19 protein-coding genes are annotated in these 22,329 nt (G+C 69.3%); 10 read left to right on the forward strand and 9 right to left on the reverse strand.

The features are described from left to right. Positions 1-194: 194 nt before the first annotated feature. Positions 195-1,694, forward strand: a complete 1,500-nt coding sequence (locus CRP45_RS03395; protein WP_097243730.1) for a flavin-containing monooxygenase — start codon at positions 195-197, stop codon at positions 1,692-1,694. 111 nt (positions 1,695-1,805) lie between these two features. On the opposite strand, the gene CRP45_RS03400 is transcribed toward CRP45_RS03395, so the two are convergent. Then, on the reverse strand, positions 1,806-4,610 hold the full coding sequence (locus CRP45_RS03400; RefSeq protein WP_245909855.1) for an ATP-binding protein: 2,805 nt from the start codon (positions 4,608-4,610) through the stop codon (positions 1,806-1,808). Between the two features lie 124 nt (positions 4,611-4,734). Between CRP45_RS03400 and CRP45_RS03405 the strand changes: the two genes are divergently transcribed. Both CRP45_RS03405 and CRP45_RS03410 read left to right on the forward strand, forming a co-directional pair. After that, on the forward strand, positions 4,735-5,163 hold the full coding sequence (locus tag CRP45_RS03405) for a VOC family protein (RefSeq protein ID WP_245909857.1): 429 nt from the start codon (positions 4,735-4,737) through the stop codon (positions 5,161-5,163). Positions 5,164-5,205: 42 nt separating this feature from the next. Continuing rightward, on the forward strand, positions 5,206-5,679 hold the full coding sequence (locus CRP45_RS03410) for an iron chaperone (RefSeq protein WP_097243731.1): 474 nt from the start codon (positions 5,206-5,208) through the stop codon (positions 5,677-5,679). A 37-nt stretch (positions 5,680-5,716) separates the two neighbouring features. Here the strand turns inward: CRP45_RS03410 and CRP45_RS03415 are convergent, their stop codons facing one another. Continuing rightward, positions 5,717-6,349: a TetR/AcrR family transcriptional regulator gene (locus CRP45_RS03415; RefSeq protein WP_179830742.1), complete on the reverse strand. Its 633-nt coding sequence runs from the start codon at positions 6,347-6,349 to the stop codon at positions 5,717-5,719. A 49-nt stretch (positions 6,350-6,398) separates the two neighbouring features. On the opposite strand from CRP45_RS03415, the gene CRP45_RS03420 reads away from it, so the two are divergent. Both CRP45_RS03420 and CRP45_RS03425 read left to right on the forward strand, forming a co-directional pair. Continuing rightward, positions 6,399-9,587: an acetyl-CoA carboxylase family protein gene (locus tag CRP45_RS03420; protein WP_097243733.1), complete on the forward strand. Its 3,189-nt coding sequence runs from the start codon at positions 6,399-6,401 to the stop codon at positions 9,585-9,587. 67 nt (positions 9,588-9,654) lie between these two features. Then, positions 9,655-10,305: a pentapeptide repeat-containing protein gene (locus tag CRP45_RS03425; protein WP_097243734.1), complete on the forward strand. Its 651-nt coding sequence runs from the start codon at positions 9,655-9,657 to the stop codon at positions 10,303-10,305. Between the two features lie 151 nt (positions 10,306-10,456). Here the strand turns inward: CRP45_RS03425 and CRP45_RS03430 are convergent, their stop codons facing one another. Beyond that, on the reverse strand, positions 10,457-11,026 hold the full coding sequence (locus tag CRP45_RS03430) for a TetR/AcrR family transcriptional regulator (RefSeq protein ID WP_097243735.1): 570 nt from the start codon (positions 11,024-11,026) through the stop codon (positions 10,457-10,459). A gap of 171 nt (positions 11,027-11,197) precedes the next feature. Here CRP45_RS03430 and CRP45_RS03435 point away from each other — a divergent pair, with 171 nt between their 5' ends. The 5 genes from CRP45_RS03435 (at position 11,198) to CRP45_RS03455 (ending at position 16,012) form a co-directional block, all read left to right on the forward strand. Beyond that, a complete protein-coding gene (locus tag CRP45_RS03435; protein ID WP_097243736.1) occupies positions 11,198-12,133 on the forward strand; it encodes an alpha/beta hydrolase family protein in 936 nt (311 codons plus the stop codon). Positions 12,134-12,196: 63 nt separating this feature from the next. Next, on the forward strand, positions 12,197-12,487 hold the full coding sequence (locus CRP45_RS03440; protein ID WP_067778029.1) for a hypothetical protein: 291 nt from the start codon (positions 12,197-12,199) through the stop codon (positions 12,485-12,487). Positions 12,488-12,690: 203 nt separating this feature from the next. Next, positions 12,691-14,277, forward strand: a complete 1,587-nt coding sequence (locus tag CRP45_RS03445) for an FAD-dependent monooxygenase (RefSeq protein ID WP_097243737.1) — start codon at positions 12,691-12,693, stop codon at positions 14,275-14,277. A gap of 44 nt (positions 14,278-14,321) precedes the next feature. Beyond that, on the forward strand, positions 14,322-15,008 hold the full coding sequence (locus tag CRP45_RS03450) for a HEAT repeat domain-containing protein (RefSeq protein WP_143861314.1): 687 nt from the start codon (positions 14,322-14,324) through the stop codon (positions 15,006-15,008). Next, complete coding sequence (locus tag CRP45_RS03455; RefSeq protein WP_097243738.1) at positions 15,002-16,012, forward strand: HEAT repeat domain-containing protein; 1,011 nt, start codon at positions 15,002-15,004, stop codon at positions 16,010-16,012. The genes CRP45_RS03450 and CRP45_RS03455 overlap by 7 nt, the downstream gene beginning before the upstream one ends. A gap of 23 nt (positions 16,013-16,035) precedes the next feature. Here the strand turns inward: CRP45_RS03455 and CRP45_RS03460 are convergent, their stop codons facing one another. Genes CRP45_RS03460 through CRP45_RS03485 form a run of 6 tightly spaced genes read right to left on the reverse strand, consistent with a single transcriptional unit; the run spans position 16,036 to position 22,328 of the window. Then, entirely contained in the window at positions 16,036-17,073 is a 1,038-nt protein-coding gene (locus CRP45_RS03460) for an MlaD family protein (RefSeq protein WP_097243739.1), read from the reverse strand. Then, positions 17,070-18,128, reverse strand: a complete 1,059-nt coding sequence (locus tag CRP45_RS03465; protein ID WP_097243740.1) for an MlaD family protein — start codon at positions 18,126-18,128, stop codon at positions 17,070-17,072. Before CRP45_RS03465 ends, CRP45_RS03460 begins: the two co-directional genes overlap by 4 nt. Then, positions 18,125-19,222, reverse strand: coding sequence for an MlaD family protein (locus CRP45_RS03470; RefSeq protein ID WP_097243741.1), 1,098 nt, complete (start codon positions 19,220-19,222; stop codon positions 18,125-18,127). The genes CRP45_RS03465 and CRP45_RS03470 overlap by 4 nt, the downstream gene beginning before the upstream one ends. 3 nt (positions 19,223-19,225) lie before the next feature. Then, positions 19,226-20,260 carry an MlaD family protein gene (locus CRP45_RS03475; protein WP_097243742.1) on the reverse strand — a complete coding sequence of 345 codons (1,035 nt, stop codon included), beginning with the start codon at positions 20,258-20,260 and terminating at the stop codon, positions 19,226-19,228. Further along, positions 20,248-21,270 (reverse strand): MCE family protein, encoded by a 1,023-nt coding sequence (locus CRP45_RS03480; RefSeq protein ID WP_097243743.1) that lies wholly within the window; start codon positions 21,268-21,270, stop codon positions 20,248-20,250. The genes CRP45_RS03475 and CRP45_RS03480 overlap by 13 nt, the downstream gene beginning before the upstream one ends. Further along, positions 21,267-22,328, reverse strand: coding sequence for an MlaD family protein (locus CRP45_RS03485; RefSeq protein WP_097243744.1), 1,062 nt, complete (start codon positions 22,326-22,328; stop codon positions 21,267-21,269). Before CRP45_RS03485 ends, CRP45_RS03480 begins: the two co-directional genes overlap by 4 nt. Position 22,329: the final 1 nt, after the last annotated feature.

Consider the following 22,329-nt stretch of genomic DNA (forward strand, 5'->3'; position numbering starts at 1 on the left):
CCGAGCCGAGGATCCATTCTCGGGGGTGCCGTCGCGGCATCGATAACCGGGGGTTTGCAGGCAGTGCGTATCGGCAGCGACCGCACGCACCGGCCGGTTGGCGTTCTAGACGTTACTTTGAATAACATGTACCCTCGATTACCACGCTCGGACGACGGCGCCCGGGTGCGAGACCAGACGAAACGAGTACCCCAATGACGCGGCATGTCGACGTACTGATCATCGGCGCTGGCCTGTCCGGAATCGGCGTGGCCTGCCACCTGACCCGCGAGCGGACCGGCCGCAGCTACGCGATCCTGGAACGGCGCAGCGCCATCGGCGGGACCTGGGACCTGTTCAAGTACCCCGGCATTCGCTCCGACTCGGACATGTACACCTTCGGCTACGGCTTCCGTCCCTGGCACGGCACCAAGGTGCTCGCCGACGGCCCGCACATCCGCCAGTACGTCGAGGACACCGCCGCCGAGTACGGCGTCACCGAGCACATCCGGTTCGGCCGCAAGGTGACCGTCGCGCGCTGGTCCAGCGAGACCGAACTGTGGACGGTGACCGCGCTCGACGAGCAGACCGGCAAGACCGAGGAGTGGACAAGCAACTTCCTGGTCGGCTGCACCGGTTACTACGACTACGACAAGGGCTACCGCCCCGACTTCCCCGGCGAGGAGAACTTCCGCGGGCAGATCGTGCACCCGCAGCACTGGCCCGAGGACCTGGACTACCGCGGCAAGCGTGTGGTCGTCATCGGCAGCGGCGCGACCGCGATCACGCTCATACCCGCCATGGCCGACGACGCCGCGCACGTGACCATGCTGCAGCGCTCGCCCACCTACATCACCGCGTTGCCCGCCGACGACCCGGTCGCGGTCGGTATGAAGGCGGCCAAGGTGCCCGCCAAACTGGCCTACCGGATCGGCCGGGCGCGCAACATCGCCTTGCAGCGCGCCAGCTTCCAGTTGTCCCGCACCAACCCGGCGGCAGCCAAGAAGCTGCTGCTCGCCGCGGTCCGGCTCCAGGTCGGCGCGGATCTGGACATGCGCCACTTCACGCCGACCTACAACCCGTGGGACCAGCGCCTGTGCGTGGTGCCCAACGGCGACCTGTTCAAGGTTCTGCGCAGCGGCAAGGCCTCGATCGCCACCGACCGCATCGATACCTTCACCGAGACCGGCATCCGGCTGGCCTCCGGCGAGGAGCTCGAGGCCGACATCGTGATCAGCGCGACCGGCCTCACCGTGCAGATGCTCGGCGGCGCGTCGCTGGAGATCGACGGCGAACCGGTGGCGACCCGCGACCGTGTCGTCTACAAGGGCGCCCTGCTCGACGGCGTTCCCAACGCGATGATGGTGCTCGGCTACACCAACGCCTCGTGGACGCTCAAGGCCGATCTCGCCGCCGAGTACTTCTGCCGCCTGCTGAACCACCTGAAGTCCAATGGCCTGACCAAGTTCGTCGCGGTGGCCAAGGAGGGCGACCGCGGCGTCGACTCGGTGATGGGCGGCGCGCTGACCTCCGGCTACATCAAGCGCGGCGACGCGGTGATGCCGCGCCAGGGCACCAACGGGCCGTGGCAGGTCGTCAACAACTACTTCCGCGACCGCGCCCTGCTGCGCAAGGCGCCGCTCGAGGACGGCGTACTGACCTTCAGCGCCGCCGCCGACCGGCCCGTCGCACTGCTCGACAGCCGCACCGCCTGATCTCGGCGACACCGGTCGATCTTCAGCCCGCCGATACGTCGGCGGGCTGAAGTCGTTCGAGGGCACATGTGCCGCTGCTATGCGGAGGCGCTCATGGCGGTTTGTCAGCCCTCAGGGCGTCGGAAAGGTAATGCCGAGGTCCGCGAGAACGGTCTTGCCGACCTCGGCGGAGTCGCCGCCGACGAGCGCGAGCGTCCGGGCCCGCTGGTAGGGGCAGTGGGCCGCTTCGAAGGCGGCCGCGGTGGCGAGTAGGCGGTCGGGCTCGTTGTCGAGCAGGGCTGCGGCCCGGTCGACGATCGCGTCGGCGATCGGGTTGCCTGCCACCGAGGTGCGCGCTGTGGCGAGGTGGTCGCGGGCGTCCGGATGACCGGCGAGCACCGCGGCCTCGGCGCGCAGTGCCAGATACCAATGGCGCCATACCCAGACGACTCGCTCGTCCATCTCGTCCGGGTCCGCCGCCAGCCCGGCCAAGGCCCGGTCGGCTTGTCCGTGGTGCAGCAGGACGATCGCGTCGAACACGGCGCTGTAGGCGGCCTTGTGCTCGCGCGTCACACCGAGCGCGTCGACGGTGGCCAGCCACTCGGCTCGTGCCGTGTCGTCACCGCGCAAACCGTGGACCAGCGCTACCGCGGCCGCCGCCGTGGCGAGGTGGGGCGCGGGCAGGCGTCCGGAGAGCTCCCACGCGTCGAGGAACCGCCCGCTGCCCGCGAGCACGTCGGCGACATTGCCCGCCAGCGCGTCCGCGACCAGCAGCCGGGACGTGGCGAAGTCACCGCGTTCGGCCAGCAGCGGCAGGTCGCGAAGCTGCTCACCCCACCGCAGGGCGCCCGCCAAATCGCCCACCCCGACGCAGGTTTCGGCCGCCTCGGCGAGCGCGTTGACCCGCTCGAGCGCGCAGGCCGACGTCACCGGCACCGACGCGAGCAGCTCGACTCGTCGAAGGGCCGTCGCCGCGGTCGCGAAGGTATCGCCCGCCCAGCACTGGGCAGCGGCGAGTGCGTCGAGCGCCGCGCTCTGCGCCAGCGGATCGCCGGTCCGATACGCCAGGTCGACAGCTCGCTCGGCGAGCGCGATCGCCTCGGGTGCGCCGAGCCCACCCTGATCCGGATCGATGGCGTCGGCGAGTACCCCGCACTCGGCCAGCGCTATCGCGGCCTGCGCGGCCGGATCCGCACCCGCCAGCTCACGTGCCTCGGCCAACAGCATCGCGGCCGCACCCGACGGTGGCGGCTGGGTGAAGGTGTCGGTCATCCGATAGACGGTGATCGCGGCCGTGGCCAAGTCGCGCGCGGCCGCGGCCGGGTCGCCGGTGCCGGTGTCGGCGGCGGCGCGATAGAGGCGGAACATGTCCTCGCCGCGCATGCGACAACCCGCCACCGCGGCGGCGCTCCGTAGCGCCGCGGCCGCGGCCGCTGGGTCGTCGGTGAGCGCGGCCGCCTGTTCGTAGCGCTGTTGGGACTCGCCGACCAGATTCCTGGCGAATGTCAGCTGGGCCAGGAGCAAGGCCAGCTCGTGCGCCTCGGCGCGGTGACCGCGCTGTTCCGCGGCCCAGGCCAGCGCCGCCCGGATATCGTCGACCGCCGCGTCGAACCTGGTGCGCCACCCGCCGGTCGCCTCGGGTAGTTCCGCGACCAGGTCGGCGGCGCTCTTCGAACACCAATGCAAGTGGCGGGCAAGCACTTCGGCGAGTTCGCCGGTCGCGACGAGTTGCTCGGTCTCGTACTGGCGAATCGTCTCCAACGCCCGATAGCGGATGCCCGCCGAGGACACCACGGTGGTCAGCAGGCTCTGCTCGGCGAGGCGAGCCAACCCGTCCGCCACCGCATCCGGGGCCAGCGGCGGATGACCGGCCACCACCGTGGCGTCGGCGGCGGTGAACGGCGCGACCAGGACCGCGACGCGGCGCAGCAGGCACCGGTCCGAATCGGTGAGCAACGCCTGGCTCCAGTCGAGCATGGCGCGCACGGACCGATGCCGGTCGTCGGCGCGACGTCCGCCGACGAGGAGCCGCAGCGGGTCTGCCAGGCTCGCGGTGAGGCCGTCGAGACCGAGCGTGGGCAGCCGGGCGGCCGCGAGCTCGATAGCCAGAGCCAGCCCGTCGAGCCGCTCGCAGACCTCGGCGACCCGGTCGCGTTGCTCCGGATCCACCGGCCAGCCCAAGGCGGAGGCGCGTTCCAGAAACAGCGCGATGGCGTCGTTGTCGCGGTCGCCGTCGAGTGACAGTGGAGGCACCGCGTAGACGTGCTCGAAGGGCACCATCAGCCGAGCCCGGCTGGTAACCAAGACGGTCACCCGCGGGCAGTGCGCGAGCAGTCGCTCGATGAACGGCACCGCGCCGTCGAGGAGGTGCTCGCAATTGTCGAGCACGAGCAGGGTGTGGCGATCGGCCAGCGCGGACCGCACCGAGTCGTCGAGGCCGCGACCCTGGTGCTCGCCGAGGCCGAGGGCAACGGCCACCGCGGAGCCGATCATCGCCGGATCAGTGACCGGCACGAGGTCGACGAACCAGACGCCGTCCGCGAAGTCGCCTGCCAGGTCGGCGGCGGCGGCCAACGCCAACCGGGTCTTGCCGATCCCGCCGGGACCGAGGGCCGTCACGTGGCGGTGCGCTCGGACGGCTTCGCGCAGTGCGCCGCGTTCCCTGGCGCGACCGACGAACGACGTCAAGGGCGAGGGTAGGGCGACGATCGGCTCGCTCGCCGGCTCCGCCATGGCGAGTTCGGCCGAGCGGGCGGCGAGCGCCCGCCGGTCGGGGACGCCGACCTTGCGAAGCAGCGAGGACACGTGGGTCTCCACGGTGCGCACCGAGATGAACAACTGGGCGGCGATCTCCGCATTGCTGCGATGTTGCCCGACAAGACTCAGGACCTCGGCCTCCCGGTCGGAGATCCCGGCGGCAACCTTCTGCTTCGACACCTCGCCATTTTCCCGTACGGGTCTCGACCCCGGGTCGCACGGGCAAAGCTACGGGCACGTTCAGTGGTGCGTTCCGTGGTCGGCACGGATGTCGGGGCCCCGCGCCGTGCCTACCGTAATTGTCATGGACATCGGAGGAACGGCCGAGACGGCGCAAGTGCCCTCCGGTTCCGCATCCGAGACGATCTCGACCACATCAGGAGTGATCATGACCGCGGGAATCAAGACCGTCCTGCATCCCGTTTCCGACTTGGCGGCGGCCAAGAAGATGTACGCCGCGCTGCTCGGCATCGAGCCGCAGACCGACGGAACCTACTACGTCGGCTTCGAAGTCGAGGGCCAGCACATCGGACTGGTGCCCGGCGGTGGCCCGCAGAACATGACCGCCCCGGTGGCGTACTGGCACGTGCCCGACATCGAGGCGAAGCTGGCCGAAGTCACCGCCGCCGGCGCCACGGTCAAGGAGCCCGTGCGCGACGTCGGCGCCGGTCGCCTGGTGGCCACCGTCACCGACCTCGACGGCAACGTCCTCGGGCTGCTTCAGGACAGCTGAGCGCCCCCGACCCCCATCCACACCCGAACCAAGGAGCCGACAATGACCGCCCAGAAGACCACCACCCGCACCGCCACCAAGAGCAAGACCGCGGTCGGATTCACCGACGAAGAACGGGCCGCGATGAAAGAGCACGCCCAGGAGCTGAAGACGGCCGCCCGCCGCGGCTCGCGCGCCACCAAGGCCGACGGGGAGAAGGACGTGCTCGCCAAGATCGCCGACATGGCGGACGCCGATCGCGTTCTCGCCGAACGGATCCACGCCATCGTCAAGGCCGACGCACCGGACCTCGCGCCGAAACTCTGGTACGGCATGCCCGCGTACGCCAAGGACGGCAAGGTCGTGTGCTTCTTCCAGAGCGCGGAGAAGTTCAAGGCCCGGTACGCGACGCTCGGCTTCAACGACTCGGCGAACCTCGACGACGGCACCCTGTGGCCGACGGCTTTCGCGCTGACGAAGCTGACCGCCGCCGACGAGAAGAAGATCGGCGAGCTCGTGCGGCGGGCCGTGAGCTGACCACCCGCCCCGGTGGCAGGGGAACCGGCGGCCGACTTCAGGACCGGGGAGCCGCTGCGGAGCTCATGCCGAGCAGCGTCTCCGCCACCGTCTGCATGCCGCGCAGGTACTTCCCCCATGCCGCCGCGTCCGTGTCACGACGGGTCAGTGCCCCGCTGGCCAGCGCATAGCCGATCGTCTCCGCGACCACGCGCGGCTCGGCGACCGGTGCGACCGCCGCGGCCTGCCGCTGGCGCTCGATCCACCGGGCGAAGCGACGGATCGGACGCTCGGCGATCTCGGTCGCCAGACCGGCCAGAGCCGGCTCGATGGCGCCGCGCTCCTCGATCATCCGCAGCAGCGGACCGGCGTCGCGGGCCGCGGCGGCGAAGGCTTCGATGGTGGCGCGCAACGTCTTTCGCGGATCGTCGCCGATGAGGCCCGGCTCCTGCGCGGCGAGGAAATCGTCGCGCACCCTGGCGGCAAGAGCCTGGAAGATCTCCTCTTTCGACGCGAAGTACACGTACAGCGTGGCGCGCGCGACACCGGCCTCGGCGGTGATGGCCGCGACGGTGGTCTCGGCGTAGCCGCGCGCGGCGAAGACCCTTGCGGCGGCGTCGAGCAGGTCGCGGTGGCGGTCGGTGTGCGAGCGTTCGCGTGCGGCGCGAACCGACCAGGCGGAGGAGGTCACGGCACCATGGTCATTGACGTTGACGTCAATGTCAACGACACTGGGCGGCATGCGCGTCGTCGTGGCCAACAGAGGAGAAATCGCGGTTCGAGTCCTGCGGACCGCGCGCGAGCACGGATACTCCACGCTCGCGGTGTACACGGAGGACGAACGCGAGGCCATGCACGTGCGCCTGGCCGACGACGCGGTGGCGTTACCCGGCCACGGCGCGGCCGCCTACCTCGACGTGCCGGGCATCGTCGCCGCGGCGCGGAAGGCGGACACCGGAGCGCTCGTCCACCCCGGATACGGATTCCTCAGCGAGAGCGCCGATTTGGCGGCCGCTTGCGCCGCGGCGGAGCTGGTGTTCGTCGGGCCGGCGCCGGAGGTGCTGCGTATCTTCGGCGACAAGACCGCGGCGCGGGCGGCGGCCGAACGAGCGGGCGTACGCGTGCTGCCTGCTACGCCCGCCGGGTCCGGTGTCGCGGAGATCGCCGAGTTGCTCGCCCGCTATCCGGAGGGCGTCATGGTCAAGGCCGCGGCCGGTGGTGGCGGACGCGGCATGCGGGTGGTGCGCGACCCCGGCGAGGTGGCCGCCGCCTACGAGCACTGCCGGGCCGAGGCGCGGGCTGGTTTCGGCGACGACACGGTCTACGCCGAGGCGCTGGTTCCGGAGGCAAGGCACATCGAAGTGCAGGTCGTCGCGGACGGCACCGCGGCGGTGGCGGTCGGCGACCGTGATTGCAGCGTGCAGCGCCGCCACCAGAAACTGATCGAGATCGCGCCGGCGCCCGGACTCGACGCCGCACTGCGCGAGCGGCTGCACGCCGACGCCGTCGCGCTCGCCGAATCGGTGCGCTGTCGCGGCGTGATCACCGTCGAATTCCTGGTCAGCGGAGCGCACTACTGGTTCCTCGAGGTGAATCCGCGACTTCAGGTGGAGCACACCGTCACCGAGGAGGTCACGGGTATCGACCTGGTCGCGATCCAGTTCGAGCTGGCCCGCGGCGCGTCGCTCACCGACCTCGCACTGCCCGATCCCGCACCGCGCGGTTACGCGGTCCAGGCTCGGGTGAACGCCGAAACCGTCACGGTCGGTGGGGAAGTGCTGCCCGCCTCCGGTACCGTCGCGCGGTTCGCCGCGCCGACCGGCGTCGGCGTGCGGGTCGACACCGGCCTGTACGCGGGTATGCGGCACGGCGTGCACTTCGATTCGTTGCTGGCCAAGGTGATCGCGCGCGCCGGTACCTATCCGGCCGCGCTGCGTCGGTGCGCCGACGCGCTCGCCGAGACCGTGGTCGCAGGCGTGGACACCAACGCGACGGTGCTGCGCGCGGCGCTCGACGAGCTCGCCGACGGGCGCACGGTCAGCACCTCCTGGTTCGAGCAGCGTGTCGCCGAATTCGCCGCTCGCGCAGCGGATCTCGCGACCGCGCTGCCCGTGGTCGACACGACGATCGAGGATTCGGCCACGCGCGTCGCCGATCCGCTGCTCGACGGGGAGATCGCGCTGCTGGCACCGATGGGCGGCACGGTCGTGAGCGTGGTCGAGCCGGGCTCCGTCGTCGCGCCGGGCGACGAGGTGGCCGTGCTGGAGGCCATGAAGATGCAGCACGTGCTGCGCGCGGAGCAGGCACTGCGCGTGCTGCGGCACCTTGTCGCGCCCGGCGACACGGTCGACCCGCACACCGCGCTGCTGGTCTGGGCCGCCGCCGAGCACGACGGCGAAACCGCCGACGTCACCGCCGTCGACCTGGACGCGATCCGCGCCGATCTCGCCGAGGTGCAGGAACGTCACCGCGTCGGTCTGGACGCCACCCGGCCCGAGGCCGTCGCCAAACGCCATCGGCTCGGCAGGCGCACCGCCCGCGAGAACATCGCCGATCTGGTCGACGCGGACAGCTTCGTCGAGTACGGAGCGCTCGCGGTCGCCGCCCAACGGCTGCGCCGCAGCCCTGAGGACCTCATCGCCAACACCCCCGCCGACGGCCTGATCACCGGCGTGGCCACGATCAACGCCGATCGCTTCGGCGCGGACGCGAGCCGCGCGGTCGTCCTGTCCTACGACTACACGGTCCTCGCGGGCACCCAGGGCATGCGCAATCACGCCAAGACCGACCGCATGCTGGAACTCGCTCGCGAGCAACGACTTCCGGTCGTCTTCTTCACCGAAGGCGGCGGCGGGCGGCCGGGCGACACCGATTACCCGGGCATCTCGGGCCTGGACGTCACCACCTTCCGTGCGATGGGCGCGCTGTCCGGTCGGGTGCCGCTGATCGGCATCGTCTCCGGCCGCTGCTTCGCGGGCAACGCCGCGCTGCTCGGCATGTGCGACGTCGTGATCGCCACCCCCGACGCGAACATCGGCATGGGCGGGCCCGCGATGATCGAAGGCGGCGGTCTCGGTGTGTACGCGCCGGAGGACATCGGGCCGATCGAGGTTCAGCGCCGCAACGGCGTGGTGCACCTGGTCGCGGCCGACGAAGCCGAAGCCGTCGCCCTCGCGCGCCGCTATCTCGGCTACTTCCAAGGCGAGACCGCCGAATGGACGGCGCCCGATCCCCGGCTGGCGCGCCACGTGGTGCCCGAGAATCGCCTGCGCGCCTTCGACATTCGTGCCGCCATCGCGGCGGTCGCGGACGTCGACTCCGTACTGGAGCTACGGGCCGACTGGGGTGTCGGCATCGTGACCGCCCTGGTTCGGGTCGAGGGCAGGCCCTTCGGCCTGATCGCCAACGACTGCCACCACCTCGGCGGCGCCATCGACGCGCCCGCAGCCGACAAACTCGCCGCGTTCCTGCGGCTCTGCGACGCGCACCGACTGCCGATCGTATCCCTGTGCGACACCCCGGGTTTCATGGTCGGACCGGAGGCCGAGACGCACGCGACGGTGACCAAGTTCAGCCGCCTGTTCATCGAGGCCGCCGGACTGTCGGTGCCGTGGGGCACGGTGATCCTGCGCAAGGGCTACGGCCTCGGCGCGCAGGCGATGGCGGCGGGCTCGTTCCGCGCGCCACGGTTCGTGATCGCTTGGCCGACAGGCGAGATCGGCGGCATGGGCTTGGAAGGCGCGGTGCGGCTCGGCTTCGCCAAGGAACTGGCCGCCATCGACGACCCCGCCGAACGGCAGACCGCATTCGACAACCTCGTGCAACTCGCCTACGCCAACGGCAAAGCGCTCACCGCGGCGACCGTGCTGGAACTGGACGACGTCATCGACCCCGCCGACACCCGCCGCTGGCTGCGCACGCTGCGGTGACCGGGGTCGTGTCGGTGGGTTCTGATAGACAGGACCGACGTTGTCGACCGAGGTTGGGAGGTGGGGCGTGGCACGTGAGCTGGCGGATCTGCCGTTCGCGCGATACCTGAGGCCGTTCGAGGGAGAACCGGAGCGTGAGGGCGATTACGACTGCGTGCACGTCGAGGACCGGCAGCTCGAGCACTCCGCCGCCGAGCATGTGCGCTTCGAACAGTCCGCGTTCAGCTCGCTGACCATCACCCGGGGCAGTTTCCGCTACGGCCGGTTCGCCGACGTCTGGTTGCGTGCCGTCGCGTTCGTCGGCACCGAGCTCGCCGATAGTTCCTGGCAGGACGCCGAATTCGTCGAGGGCGCGCTCTCGGGCGTCGACGCGGGCGGCGCGGTGCTGCGCCGAGTCCGATTCGAGGGCTGCAAATTCGACTCGGTCAACTTCCGCGGCGCGAAACTCCGCGAGGTCACCTTCGCCGACTGCGTACTGCGCCACACCGATTTCGGCGACGCCGAGCTGAACACGGTGAGCTTTCCGGGAACTGTGCTGACCGACCTCGCGCTGAACAAGACCCGGATGCGCAAGGTCGACCTGCGCGGGGCAACCCGAATCGGCGTCGCCGAGGGACTCGACGGGCTGCGCGGCGCGACCATCACGCCTTTGCAATTGATGGACCTCGCACCGAGTTTCGCGAGCGCCCTGGGCATCACCGTCGCCGACGAGTTCTGACACCGACCACCGATCTCGAGAGTCACCAGCCCTCTGTTTTGCCCGTAGCGGGGCCGCTTCGTGTAACGCCGCGGGCGAGATCGCCGTCGAGTGAAACCGCTGAGCACTGGCGACACAGAGTTGCGGCCAGTGCATCTGCGGCGCCCCGCCGTTATCGACGGCAACCGTCGAGCAGTAGGCGAACGGTGAGACGCACGTCGTAGTTCGGATCGCTCATCTCCGCGCCCGCACAGATGTCGCCGATGGCGCGCATCAACTGGTAGGCGGTGAGGTCGGGGGTGACCTCGCTCGCGTTTCGGGCGGCAGTGAGCAGGTCATCGAGCACCGGCACGAGTCGATCGAGGAACAGCGCGTGCAGGGCGCTGAACCCGTCGGGATCGTTGCGCATCGCGGCGGCGAGCCCGTGCTTGGTCACCAGGAAGTCCGCGAAGAGATCCACCCACCGACGCAGGGCCGCGAACGGTGAAGTTTCCGTGGCGAGCAGCGTGGGCCCAGCCTCGGCGCAGGCGTCGACCTGATGCCGATAGACGGCCGCTACGAGGTCCGCCCTTGTGGGGAAGTGTCGGTAGATCGTGCCCATGCCGACGCCCGCAGCAGTCGCGATCCGGCGTACCGGTGCGTCCACCCCATGCGTGACGAACACCGACGCCGCGGCATCGAGCAGGGCCCGCTCGTTCCTCCGGGCGTCGGCACGCTTGGCCGAACTCGCAGCGGTCGGCATCCTTCGCTTGCTCGCGTCCACGCCGCACTCCCTTCTCGCAACCCTCTTGCTAAGCGGAGCAATGCTCCGTATATTCGGAGCAGCGCTCCGCTTCAAAGCATATCCGCCGTTCACGCGGCCGAAGCCACGCCGCCACGGGTATAGCGCTAGCCGCAATCGAAGGGAAATCTCATGCCCGCACCCATCCCGAGCGCTGTACCCGCTCTGACCACACCGATCATCAGTGTCAAGCCGGTCGTCCTGCCCGCACCGGAACGTGGCGACGACCTGCAGGTGCGCGTGTCAGCGCCCGCGACCGGCACTGGCCTTCCGGTCGTCGTGTTCGCCCACGGCTTCGGCAAGTCGATGTCCTCGTATGACCCGCTGGTCGACTTCTGGGCGAGCAACGGCTTCGTCGTCGTACAGCCCACATTCCTCGATTCACAGACTCTCGGTCTCACCGCCGCCGACCCCCGCTACCCGGACATCTGGCGCGTCCGGGTCCGGGATGTCACGCGGGTACTCGACGATCTCGACCACGTCGTCGCCGCGATATCGGGTCTCGGTGACCGCGTCGACCATGACCGCATCGCCGTCGCGGGACACTCCTGGGGCGGTCAGACTGTCGGCATGTTGCTCGGCGCGCGCGTACTCGGCGCCGACGGGCGACCGGGACCCGACATGACCGATGCCCGTGTGAAGGCTGGCGTACTCCTCGCCACGACCGGCATCGGCGGCGACGACCTGACACCGTTCGCCGCAACGAACTTCCCCTTCATGAACCCCGACTTCGACGGCTTGACCACGCCGACCCTCGTGGTCGCGGGCGATCACGACCAATCCCACCTCTCGACCCGCGGCCCCGACTGGTTCACCGACGTCTACACCTACAGCCCCGGCGCCCAGAGCTTGCTCACCGTGTTCGGGGGCGACCATTCGCTCGGCGGAATCCACGGCTACAACGCCAAGGACACCACCGACGAGAGCCCCGGACGCGTGGCTATGATCCGGGAGGCCACGTGGGCGTATCTCCGCAGCGCACTCGGGATCGACGACACGGCATGGAAGCAAGCGCAAATCGCGCTCGCGCAGGCCGCCGACCCGATCGGTCGCACCGACAGCAAGTAGAGCACGGTCGACCGTGGAGGCCATCTCGACCACGGCCGCTATGCGTATACATATACTGCAAATATGGATCCCCTGAGCCTTGCGGTCGGTGCCGCGCTGGTCGGTGTCGGCTTCGTATGCGGTCGGATCGGGCGGCGGCGAGCCCGGTCGGGGGAGAAGGTGCTTACCGCGCGCTGCGGTTGCGGGCACGATCTGGCGCTGCACGATCGCGAGACGGGGAAGTGTCACGCCGAGATCCGCCGGAAGGGCGTGCACGGTCTGCGCGAGTGGGTCGGTTGTCAGTGCCGTCGGTACAACGGGCCGACTCCGTTGGAGGACGTGTTCGCGCCCCCGATCCTTCCGCCGAACTCCTGAGCGGACGACGGCCACCAGATCACTGGTAAGCGAACAATTTTCCGCACCGGCTCTTCATAAACGGTATCGCCCCGTGAACATCGGAGGGTACTCGGTGCTTTCCCTCTTCAAGGTATAGCCGACCGGGGGCCTTGCGGCAAGACCCCGGGTGTGCCGCAGAATAGCCGACCTGAGCCAGAATCTGCGGACATTGGGAGTAACGCGTGACCGACATCGACGTGATCATCGTGGGCGCCGGCCCGGCCGGGCTGACGCTGGCCGCCGAATTGAGCCTGGCCGGTGTGCGGCCGCTGGTGCTGGAGAAGCATCTGGCTCCCCGAGACGTCCCGAAGGCGAGTGGTATCGCCGGTCGGATCCTGGACGTGCTGCGCTACCGCGGCATCCTGGATCGCTTCGAAGCGGCAAGCAGCGACCCGCACGTGGCCGCCCGATTCCCCTTCGGCGGAACCCATGTGGACTTCACGCAGCTGGCGGATCCGCCGATGCGGGCGGTGCCGCTTCCGCAGATGGAGATCGAACGACTACTCGCTGAACGCGCCCGCGAACTGGGCGCCGAGATCAATCGCGGCCACGAGGTGGTCGGGGTGAGCCAGGACGAGGCCACGGTAACCGCGGAGGTGCGCGGGCCCGATGGACAGTACCGGCTGACCGCCCGCTACTTGGTGGGCTGCGACGGCGGCCGCAGCCGGATCCGCGACATGGCGGGTATCGGATTCCCCGGCACCACCTATCCGGAGGTCAATCGGGTCGCTCAGGTGTGCGTGGGCGATTCGGTCACCGTGCACGACAATGGCGACATCGAGGTCCCCGGGCTGGGCCGGCTTCCCTTCGGATTCAACAGAACCGACCGCGGTATGTTCGCGTTCGCGCCCAATCCCGGGGGTCTGTTCCTGCAGACCGTCGAGGACGAGGCCGCCGACTACGACGATGACGAGCCACTGACCCTGACCGAGCTCGCGGACAGCGTGCGCCGCGTGCTGGGCGTCGATCTCCCTATGTCGGATCCGAAGCGACTGTCTCGCTTCACTTTCAAGGATCGGCAGGCCGAACGGTACCGGGAAGGGCGGATCCTGCTGGCAGGCGATGCCGCGCACCTGCTGCCCGCCACCGGCACCGCGCTCAATGTCGGCATGCTCGATTCGGTCAACCTTGCTTGGAAGCTGGCCGCCGACGTCCAGGGCTGGGCTCCGGCCGGACTGCTGGATACGTACCACGACGAACGCCACTTCGCCGGTGCGCGGGCGCGGTTGCAGACCAGGGCGCAGGTGGCGCTGCGGCGCGGACACGACGAGGCCGCCGACTCGCTGCGCGAGATCTTCCAGGAATTACTCAGCGACGAACCGGCTCTGCGCCGCATAGGGGCGCTGGTCGGCGGCACCGACATCCGCTATCCGATGCCCGGCGAGCACGCACTGACCGGCGTCTTCGCGACCGACCTCACCCTGCACACCGACCAGGGCGCGACGAGCGTCGCGGAACTCATGCACGCCGGGCGGCCTGTCTTCCTCGACCTGGCCGACCGCCCGGAGCTCCGCGAGATCGGCGGGGAATGGGCGCACCGCATCGACATTCGCACGGCCAAGACCGATGGTCACCCGGCCGACGCCATGCTGATCCGCCCGGACGGCCACATCGCCTGGGCCGCGAGAATCGGAGAACCGGCCGACACCGCCGCGCCCACGCTGCGCGAAGCGCTGTCGCACTGGTTCGGCTCGGCGTCCGTCGCGCAATCCCGCGTGCCGGGGTCGATTCCCGCGCCGCCGCAAATGTGGATGACTTCCTGCCTGTGAACTTGACCTTGTCACTGTGCGAAGCCGTTCACTGGCGTTCGGAGGTGGTCCCCATCAACACGAGACACTGGAATTCACAAGACACGCGGCTGCTCGACGCATTGGCCGATGGAAACTCGTCGACGCGGCTGAAGGCGGCCCTGGCGATCGGAACGCATGCCGCACCCGCTTTCGTCGATGTACTCGTAGAGCGGTGCGCGATCGAGCCGGACTTCTTCGTGCGGGACATGCTCACGTGGGCGCTGACCCGCCTCCCGGCGGAGATCACGGTTCCGAAACTCCGCGCGGAGTTGGGTTCCGGACGCGCACAGGCCCGGAGCCAGGCGTTGCACACACTGTCGAAGATCGGGGACGAGAACGCGTGGCCCGCGATCACGCGGTCGCTGCTGCACGATGCCGACGACGAGGTCGCGCGTAGTGCGTGGCGTGCTGCCGTCGTTCTCGCGCCCGATGGGGAGAAGCAAGGGCTGGCCGCGGAGCTGGCCGCCGAATGGGGCCGCGGTGATCGGGACGTACGACTGAGTCTGAGCCGTGCCCTCGTCGCACTCGGCGATGTGATCGAGCCGATCCTGCAGGCGGCGATGGCAAGTCACGACCCGACGGTGCGTGCGCATGCGCGCGCCACGCAGCGGCTGCTGCACGACCCGGAAGCAGGATTCGACCTCGCCGTCGACGAGGCACGCCGGGTCGTCGCCCTCGGCCCGGAACGGAAGGAGGAAGCCGCGTGCTGATCGGTGAGGTGGCGCGGCGCTCGGGTGTGAGTGCCCGAATGCTCAGGCACTACGACAACCTAGGGCTGGTACGACCGACGGGCCGCACCGTGGGCGGTTACCGGGAATACTCTGCCGAAGACATCCGGCGAATCTTCCACGTGGAGGGTCTGCGATCCCTGGGACTGTCACTTCGCCAGATCGGTTCCGCTCTCGACGATCCCGGATTCGTCCCGTCCGCACTGGTCGGCGACCTCATCCGAAAGACCGAGGCACGACTCGACCGGGACCGGGAACTGCTCGAGCGGCTACGCCTGGTCGATACGGTCGAGCCCGCCAGCTGGCAGGACGTCGCGCGCGTCATCGAGCTCCTGCACGGGCTCACCTCGCCGAGTGCCGCACGGCGGCAGCAAGCCGTACTGGCCCCGGCCGAGGACCTGGCGATGCCCGCCGAGCTGCTGGTCGAGGCGCTGCTCACCGAATCCGATCCGAACGTCGCCGGTGCCCTGCGGTGGGCCCTCACGAGGGCCGACGGTGACGCAGTGGCCACCCTGACGCGTGCCCTGAGCTCGGAGAACGTCGATATCCGGCGGCGCGCGGTAGTGGCGCTCGCCGAGCTCCCCGATGACGAGGCGACGGCGGCGCTCACGAACGCGCTCCGGGATACGGACACGACGGTCCGCAGACATGCCGCTCTGGCACTGGGTGCGCGCGGCGTCGCCCGAGCTGTGCCGGCGCTCGTCGCCACAGTGGTCGAAGGGCCGAACGATGTCGAGGCAGCCGAGATACTGGGAACATTGGCCAACGACCCCGAGTTGGCGGATCGGATAATCGGCGCGATGGCCGATGAACTCGCCGCTCCCACAGCGGATTCGGCGGTGCGAATGCGGCTGACCCAGGCGCTCGCCGAGATGCCGGGCACCATTGCGCTCACTGTCCTGCGGCAGCTTGCCTCCGACGATGATCGGGCCGTGGCCATCCTCGCCGCGTCCCTGGTGAAAGCGCTCGAAGAACGGACGGTCTGACTCGGAAGCCCAGCAAGGCCGGTCTAGCGAACGGTGATCTGCAATTGCAGAGCGCCGTCCGGCGTCGTGGCGTGCAGCGCCTGCGAGATCAGGCTGCCCAGGTCGACCTTCCCGAGCACGCCGGTGGTCAGTGCGAGCAGCGGTTGGACGACCGGAAACAGTTCGCGCAGTTCGGGTCCGAGCAGGTCCAGCTTCTGGGTGAGCGCGTCGAGGAAGGGCAGCAGTCCGATCACGTCTTCGGTGTCGGTGAGGTAGTCGCCCGGGGTGTCGCCGATCCGCACGACGCGCGCGATCGCCGCGGCGACCTCACTGACCCGAGGTCCGAAGTCCGCCCACGGCGTGGCCGCAGCGGTCAATTCGCCGCCCGCCCAGGTCATCTCGGTGGCCTGCGCCTGCATGTCCATCAGCAGTCGCCGGATCAGATCCGTTCGGCTCATGAGTGTGGCGGCCAGCAGATCGGAGGCCCTGGACAGTTGCGGGATCACCGCCTCCGTTCCCGCGAGGCCGGTACTGAAGTTCTCGATGATCGCGGCCACCGTCGCCGGATCCACCTGCTCCAGCAGCTGGGTCGCGGTGCGGGCGACCTCGGGAATCGACACCGGACGCTGCACCGAGGCGGCCGTCAGCCGGTCACCGTCGCGCAGGTACGGCCCGTCCGCGGTGGTCGGCCGGAATTCCAGGTAGGGCTCGCCGAGCGCGGAGAGCGTCTCGATGCGCACCGAACTGTTCGCGGGCACACGGTATTCCGCGTCGTAGTGGAAGCCGACCTCGATGCCGTCGCGGGTGTGGGTCACCGCGGTGATCTGCCCGATCTGGACGCCGGAGAGCAGGACCTTGGAGCGCGGCAGCAGACCGCCGGAATCCGGGACCGTGATGCTGGCCTCGGTGTGCTCGGTGAACCAGCCGACCCGCACCACGCCGAAGCTCAGGTAGCCGACGCCGATCAGCAGAATCGCCGCGATCGCGCCAAGCGAGGCGAGCGGGCCGAGCCGCCGCAGCACCTCGTCGTTCGCGGACGTCGAGGGGACGTAGCCGGGATAGGGCTCGGACGCGACGTTCATCGCACGACTCCGATCATCCTGAGGGTGGCGATGATCCGCTGCACCTGCTCGTCGGTGGCGACCGGAGTCGCGGCCCCGTCCACCGCCACCGCGCCGATTTTCACCTTCGGCCCGCGCTCGACGAACGGAATGATCTTGTCGCGAACCAGCGAAACGACCCGGTTCAGGTTCGACGGCGCGGTCAGATCCAGCGGTCGATCCGCGAACAGCAAGGGCACCAAGGCTTTCGCGGCAGCGTCACTCGCCTCCAGCAGCGGGCCGAGCCAGGCGATCGCGTGCCCGACGATGCCGAGCCCGCCGACGACGCCGAGCGTGAGAACCAGCGATTTCGCGTCGGCCGGTATCTCGACCGCCCCGCGCTCGCTGAGCAGTGCCTCCAGTTCGCGCGGATTGTCCAGCGCGGCATCCAGATCCCGCTGAATGGTGTCCAGGAACCGGTCGACCACCGCCATGTCGGCGGCCACGTCGGCCACGTCGCGACCGACGACCTCGAAGATCCGCGCGGTCTCGGCGGGCTGCTCGGGCAGGGTCGCGTTGACCCGGTTGACGATGTCCTGCATCTGCTGCATCGCGCCGCCGCCGACGAAGGTGGACATGCCGGCCAGCAGATCCTCGACCTGGAGCGCGGGCCGGGTGCGTGCGAGTGGGATGGTTCCGCCCGGCGGGATGGTGCGATCGAAATCGCCTGTCGGCGTGGTGAGTCCGATGTAGATGTCGCCGAGGATGGTGTTCTGGCGCAGCTGGACCGTGGTGCTGACCGGCAGCCGCACCTCTTCGGCGATCTCGACGACGGCCTCCACCCGTCCCGGCTGCTCGAGCGTTGGATCGACCACGCTCACCTCGCGCAGGCTGCCGATCTGCGCGCCGTTGGCCACCACCTTCGCCCGCGCGGGCAGGTTCAGCGCGTTGGCCAGCTCGATCCGCACCTGGTAGGTGGGGCCGGACACCGTCGCGCCGGGTACCGGCACTTGCGCGGGATCGAATCCGCATCCCGACAGCAGCCCTAGTGCCAGCACCGGGACCAGCGCGGCGCGGCGGAGGGATCGCACGGTCATCGGGCACCTACCGTTCCGAGCACAAGGGATACGAGATTCACGTCGGCCAAACCGTTTTCGGCTCCATCGCAGTGACCCGGCAGCACCGCGTCGAGCGCGGCACAGACTTGGTCGGCCTGCTCGCGGGGCAGTCCGACTTTCGGCGCGACGTAGGTCAGCTGGGGCCTGCCGGTGGCCGGATCGATCACCTCCTCGAAGAACTGCACGATCGGCGGAATCATCTCCACCAGCTGCCGCAGCGTCGCGACATTCGCCGAGAGCAGCCGCAGGCCGGGCAGCGCGCCGTCCAGCGCCCCGAGGATCGGTCTGCCGTATTCGCGGGCGATGCTGTTCAGCCACGGCAGAATGACCAGCAGCGAGTCGATGAGCTGCACCACCCGGCCCCAGAGTTCGTTGATGAAGGCGATGCCCTCGCTCGCCTCGAGCAGCACGATCCTGATGTCGTCCCAGTTCATCGCGATGCTCGACATCAGCCTGCCGTAGGAATCGAGCAGCCCGCCGATGTGTCCGATGGCCGCGTCCGGCGCGCGCAGCGCGTCGCCGAGATCGGTGATCAGTTTGTTGAGCGCCGGTCCGGTGTCGGAGGTGGCGGCTTCGAAGGCGACGACGCTGTCACGAATCCTGGTCTGCTCGCCCGGTCTTCCGCCGCCGGTCAGCTGACCCGCGAGCTGGGAGAAGCCCTGGAGGGTCTGACTGATGCTCTTCGGCGTGAAGGTCTTGGTGATGCACGTCGACCGGTCCCACGGCGCGGCGCCGGGCTCGCCGAGGACCGCCAGGTTGCGATCGGCCACCAGCGTGTCGGAGACCGTGGTCGCGGTGACCTCGCCGCGCAACACCCGCTCCTGCTGAACCTCGAAGTCCACCCGCACACCCGTGCCCTCGGGACGCACCGAGTTGACCGTGCCGATCGGAATGCCAAGGGATGTCACGTGATTGCCCGGATACAGGCCGACGGCGTCGGGCATCACGGCGCAGTAGGCGACCGTCTTCTTCACGGGGTCGAACACCACGAGGTAGGCGACCGCGGCGACCGCAGCAAGCACCAGCGCACCGAGCACGGTCACGAAACCCTGTGACCGCAGAATGCGTTTCATCGCTCAGCACTCCCATCCGGGCAGCGGAATACACACCGGCGCGGTGAGCGCCGACTGATCGATGACGACACCGTCCTCCGAAGCGGTCATCGCCACGAGTCGCTCGCGCAACTGCTGCCACTGCGGTATCGCCACATCCAGTTGCGCGGCAAGCTGTTCCAGCTGCGGCAGCAACTCGCGCAGCTTCCCGGCCAGCGGCGCGAGCACCTCGCGCCAAGAGGGCTCGACGGCGGCGATCCTGGACAGCAGCGAGGCGGCGATGGTCAGCGCCGACGCGATCTCGGCGCGTTTGCCGAGGCCGACGGTCATCAGTGTGCCGAGCTCGCGGACGAACGTGCCGATCAGCGACTTGTTCCCGTCGATGGTGCGCAGGTACTCGTCCATCACCGTGAGCGCGCGCGAGACCTCGAGGTTCTGCCTGCGCAGGATGTCGACGAACGACTGCGTCGCGGCGCCCAGCTGGCGCAGCGCGTCCGGACTGGTGTCGAGGGATTGCTGGAGGGCGGCCAGATTCTGGCGCAGCGTCTCGCCGTCGACCTCGGAGACGGGCGCGGCGGCGTCCTGGAGAATGCGCACCAAGCTATAGGGGAGCCGGACGCGGTCGGGCGGAATCGGTCGCGAGCCGAGAGCCTCTGTGCCGGAGGGGAATACCGCGACATAGTGGCCGCCGACCGCGGTCAGCATGCGGATCTCCAGCCTGGTCGCGTCGCCGAGGAACACGTCGCGGTCCACGGTGAAGGTCATCCGAACCTTCGTCTCGCCCAGCTCGAGCGCCGTCACCGAGCCGACGGTGATGCCCGCCAGGCGCACCTGGTCGCCGACCTTCACCGAGTTCGCCTCGACCAGGTCGGCGGTGTAGCTCGCCTTCCCGAACGGGACCAGATAGATCACCGCCGTGGCCAGCAGCAGCGCCGCGACGAACAGCCCGCCGAGAATGCCGAGGCGAAACTCCCTCGCGTTCTTCGCCTCCTGGTGCCGGTCGTGCGAAAGACCGTGCGGCGCCAGCCGATTCAGCAGGCGTTGGGTCATCCGTTGCATATCGCGATCCTCTGCCCTGCGACGAGCACCGAAAGCACCTGGGGGAGCTGGACCGCGCCCTTGGAACAGCTCATCGGCACCGGTCCCGCCGCGCCGGGTGCGGGCGGCAGCACGTTGCTCAGCGCTTGGAGCAGACCGGGGAGCCTGCCGAGCAGCTCCATCGCGGCCTCCGGGTCGGGGAAAAGCAGCCGCAGGTCCGTCATCAGATCCGGGTTGGCGCGTTCGGTGAAGCCGAGGGTTTCCATCAGCCGGTTCAGCGGTCCCATCGCCGAGGGGGCCGCGGCGGCGAAGTCCAGCAACCCGTCGAGCTGCACCCGGAACGCGCTGACGACGTCGGCGAGGCCTTCCATCAGGGTGACCAGATGCGGTGAGCGCCCGCCGACCTGCGTGGAGATCACGTGCAGGTTGGCCACGATGGTCGCGATCACCGCTTGGCGATCGGAAGTGTAGCGGCTGAGTTCCTCGATGGCGTCCAGCGCCGGACCGATGCCGGAGCCGTTGCCCTCGATCACCGCCAGCACGCTTTCGGTGAACTGGTTGAGCGCGCCGGGGGAGAATTCGGCGATCACCGGCTGCAACCCGTTGAACAGCTGGGTGATGTCGAAGGAGGGCACCGTGTTGGCCACTCCGAGCGCCGCGCCGGGCGGCAGCGTGGCGCCCGGCCGATCCGGTTGCCGCACATCGACGTAGCGCTGTCCGGTCAGTGACTGGTAGCGGATGGCGAGGACGCTGGAGTCGTAGATCGGACGGTCGCGCTGAACCGTGAAGGTCACCCGAGCGTTGGTGCCCGCCCGCTCGATCGCGGCGACCTTGCCGACCGAGACGCCGAACATCCGGACGTCGTCGCCGGTCTTCAATCCGCTCACATCGGTGAATTCCGCGGTGTAGGAACCGGTCTCGCCGTCCACCGGTCGGGTGATCGCCTGCACGATGACGACCAACAGCACGAGCATCGCGACGGCGAACAGACCGAGTCGCCACATCACCGCTCGGATCGGCAGGGTCGTCATCGCGCACCTCCCGAACCGTCGAGCGCCGCGAAGCCGGACGTCCCGAGCAGTGGCACCGCCAGCCCGGGCATCCCACGCAGAGTCACGGCCACGTTCACAGCGGGACCGTCGGGGGTGTCGGAGAACAAGCGGTTCAACCGATCGATCAGTTCCGTCACCTCGGCACGCGAGCGTCCCGGCGCGGGCACGGTGGCGGCGAGCGCGGCGACGAGCGGTGTCGATTCCGTTGTGTACGGGGACAAATGCCGGTTGGCGGCGTCACCGAGTGTTCCGATCGACGGCAGCGCACCGTCCACGACCATGGTGATGGTGGCGTCGTAGCGCGGGCGATCGTTGAGGAAGATTTCGATGTTCATCACCGAGTGCAGCAGCCGGAAGGTCGCCGAGGCGAAATCGCCGACGCCGCCGAAGAAGGCCGAGTACTGGTCGATCAGGTACGGCGCCGGATAGCGCTGGGTGTCGGCCACCGCGCGGGACAGCGTGATGATCGCCTCCCAGAGCGGTGCGAACGAGCTCATCTCGCTGTTGACCGTGGCGAGCAGTTCCGAAAGCCGTGGGGTGAGCACCTCAGTGGAGGTCTCGGTGAGCGCGCGCAGCAGGCTGCCCATGGTCACGTCGGTGACCTTGTCCGCGTGCGCTCCGGCGAGATCGATCAGAGCGCCCTCCGCGAGCGGGGCGCCGCCCTCGGCCGCGCGCAGCGTGAGAGCGCTGATACCGAACAGGTTTTCCGGTGCGTAGTCCACGGTCAGTGCGTCGGTCAGGCTTGCCGTCTGCGTCTTGTCGAGGTCCAATGTGATCAGCTGGCGTCCCTCGCCCACGGCGGCGATCTCGGTGATCTCGCCGACGGTGACGCCGTCGTAGCGCACCCGCGTGCCCTCGATGACGCCCTCGCCGATCTGCTCGGTGCGCAGCTGGACCTGGAAGCGGTCCGGTGGCCGGTCGTCGAGCCCCGCGCGCCAGGTGAGACCCGCGACGACCGTCAGCGCCAGCGCGGCCGCGCCGAGTGCGCGGGAACCGCGCCTGCTCATCGGCACGCCGGGAAGTCCGTAGTTCGGCATC

Origin of the sequence: Nocardia amikacinitolerans, assembly GCF_900215415.1 — a bacterium.
Lineage (GTDB): Bacteria > Actinomycetota > Actinomycetes > Mycobacteriales > Mycobacteriaceae > Nocardia > Nocardia amikacinitolerans.

Bases quoted from the DNA above. Each gene is read 5' to 3' on its own strand.
- CRP45_RS03395 (WP_097243730.1), top strand. From the start codon at position 195: ATGACGCGGCATGTCGACGTACTGATCATCGGCGCTGGCCTGTCCGGA.
- CRP45_RS03405 (WP_245909857.1), top strand. From the start codon at position 4,735: ATGGACATCGGAGGAACGGCCGAGACGGCGCAAGTGCCCTCCGGTTCC.
- CRP45_RS03410 (WP_097243731.1), top strand. From the start codon at position 5,206: ATGACCGCCCAGAAGACCACCACCCGCACCGCCACCAAGAGCAAGACC.
- CRP45_RS03420 (WP_097243733.1), top strand. From the start codon at position 6,399: ATGCGCGTCGTCGTGGCCAACAGAGGAGAAATCGCGGTTCGAGTCCTG.
- CRP45_RS03430 (WP_097243735.1), bottom strand. From the start codon at position 11,026: ATGCCGACCGCTGCGAGTTCGGCCAAGCGTGCCGACGCCCGGAGGAAC.
- CRP45_RS03435 (WP_097243736.1), top strand. From the start codon at position 11,198: ATGCCCGCACCCATCCCGAGCGCTGTACCCGCTCTGACCACACCGATC.
- CRP45_RS03440 (WP_067778029.1), top strand. From the start codon at position 12,197: ATGGATCCCCTGAGCCTTGCGGTCGGTGCCGCGCTGGTCGGTGTCGGC.
- CRP45_RS03460 (WP_097243739.1), bottom strand. From the start codon at position 17,073: ATGAACGTCGCGTCCGAGCCCTATCCCGGCTACGTCCCCTCGACGTCC.
- CRP45_RS03465 (WP_097243740.1), bottom strand. From the start codon at position 18,128: ATGACCGTGCGATCCCTCCGCCGCGCCGCGCTGGTCCCGGTGCTGGCA.
- CRP45_RS03470 (WP_097243741.1), bottom strand. From the start codon at position 19,222: ATGAAACGCATTCTGCGGTCACAGGGTTTCGTGACCGTGCTCGGTGCG.
- CRP45_RS03475 (WP_097243742.1), bottom strand. From the start codon at position 20,260: ATGCAACGGATGACCCAACGCCTGCTGAATCGGCTGGCGCCGCACGGT.
- CRP45_RS03480 (WP_097243743.1), bottom strand. From the start codon at position 21,270: ATGACGACCCTGCCGATCCGAGCGGTGATGTGGCGACTCGGTCTGTTC.
- CRP45_RS03485 (WP_097243744.1), bottom strand. From the start codon at position 22,328: ATGCCGAACTACGGACTTCCCGGCGTGCCGATGAGCAGGCGCGGTTCC.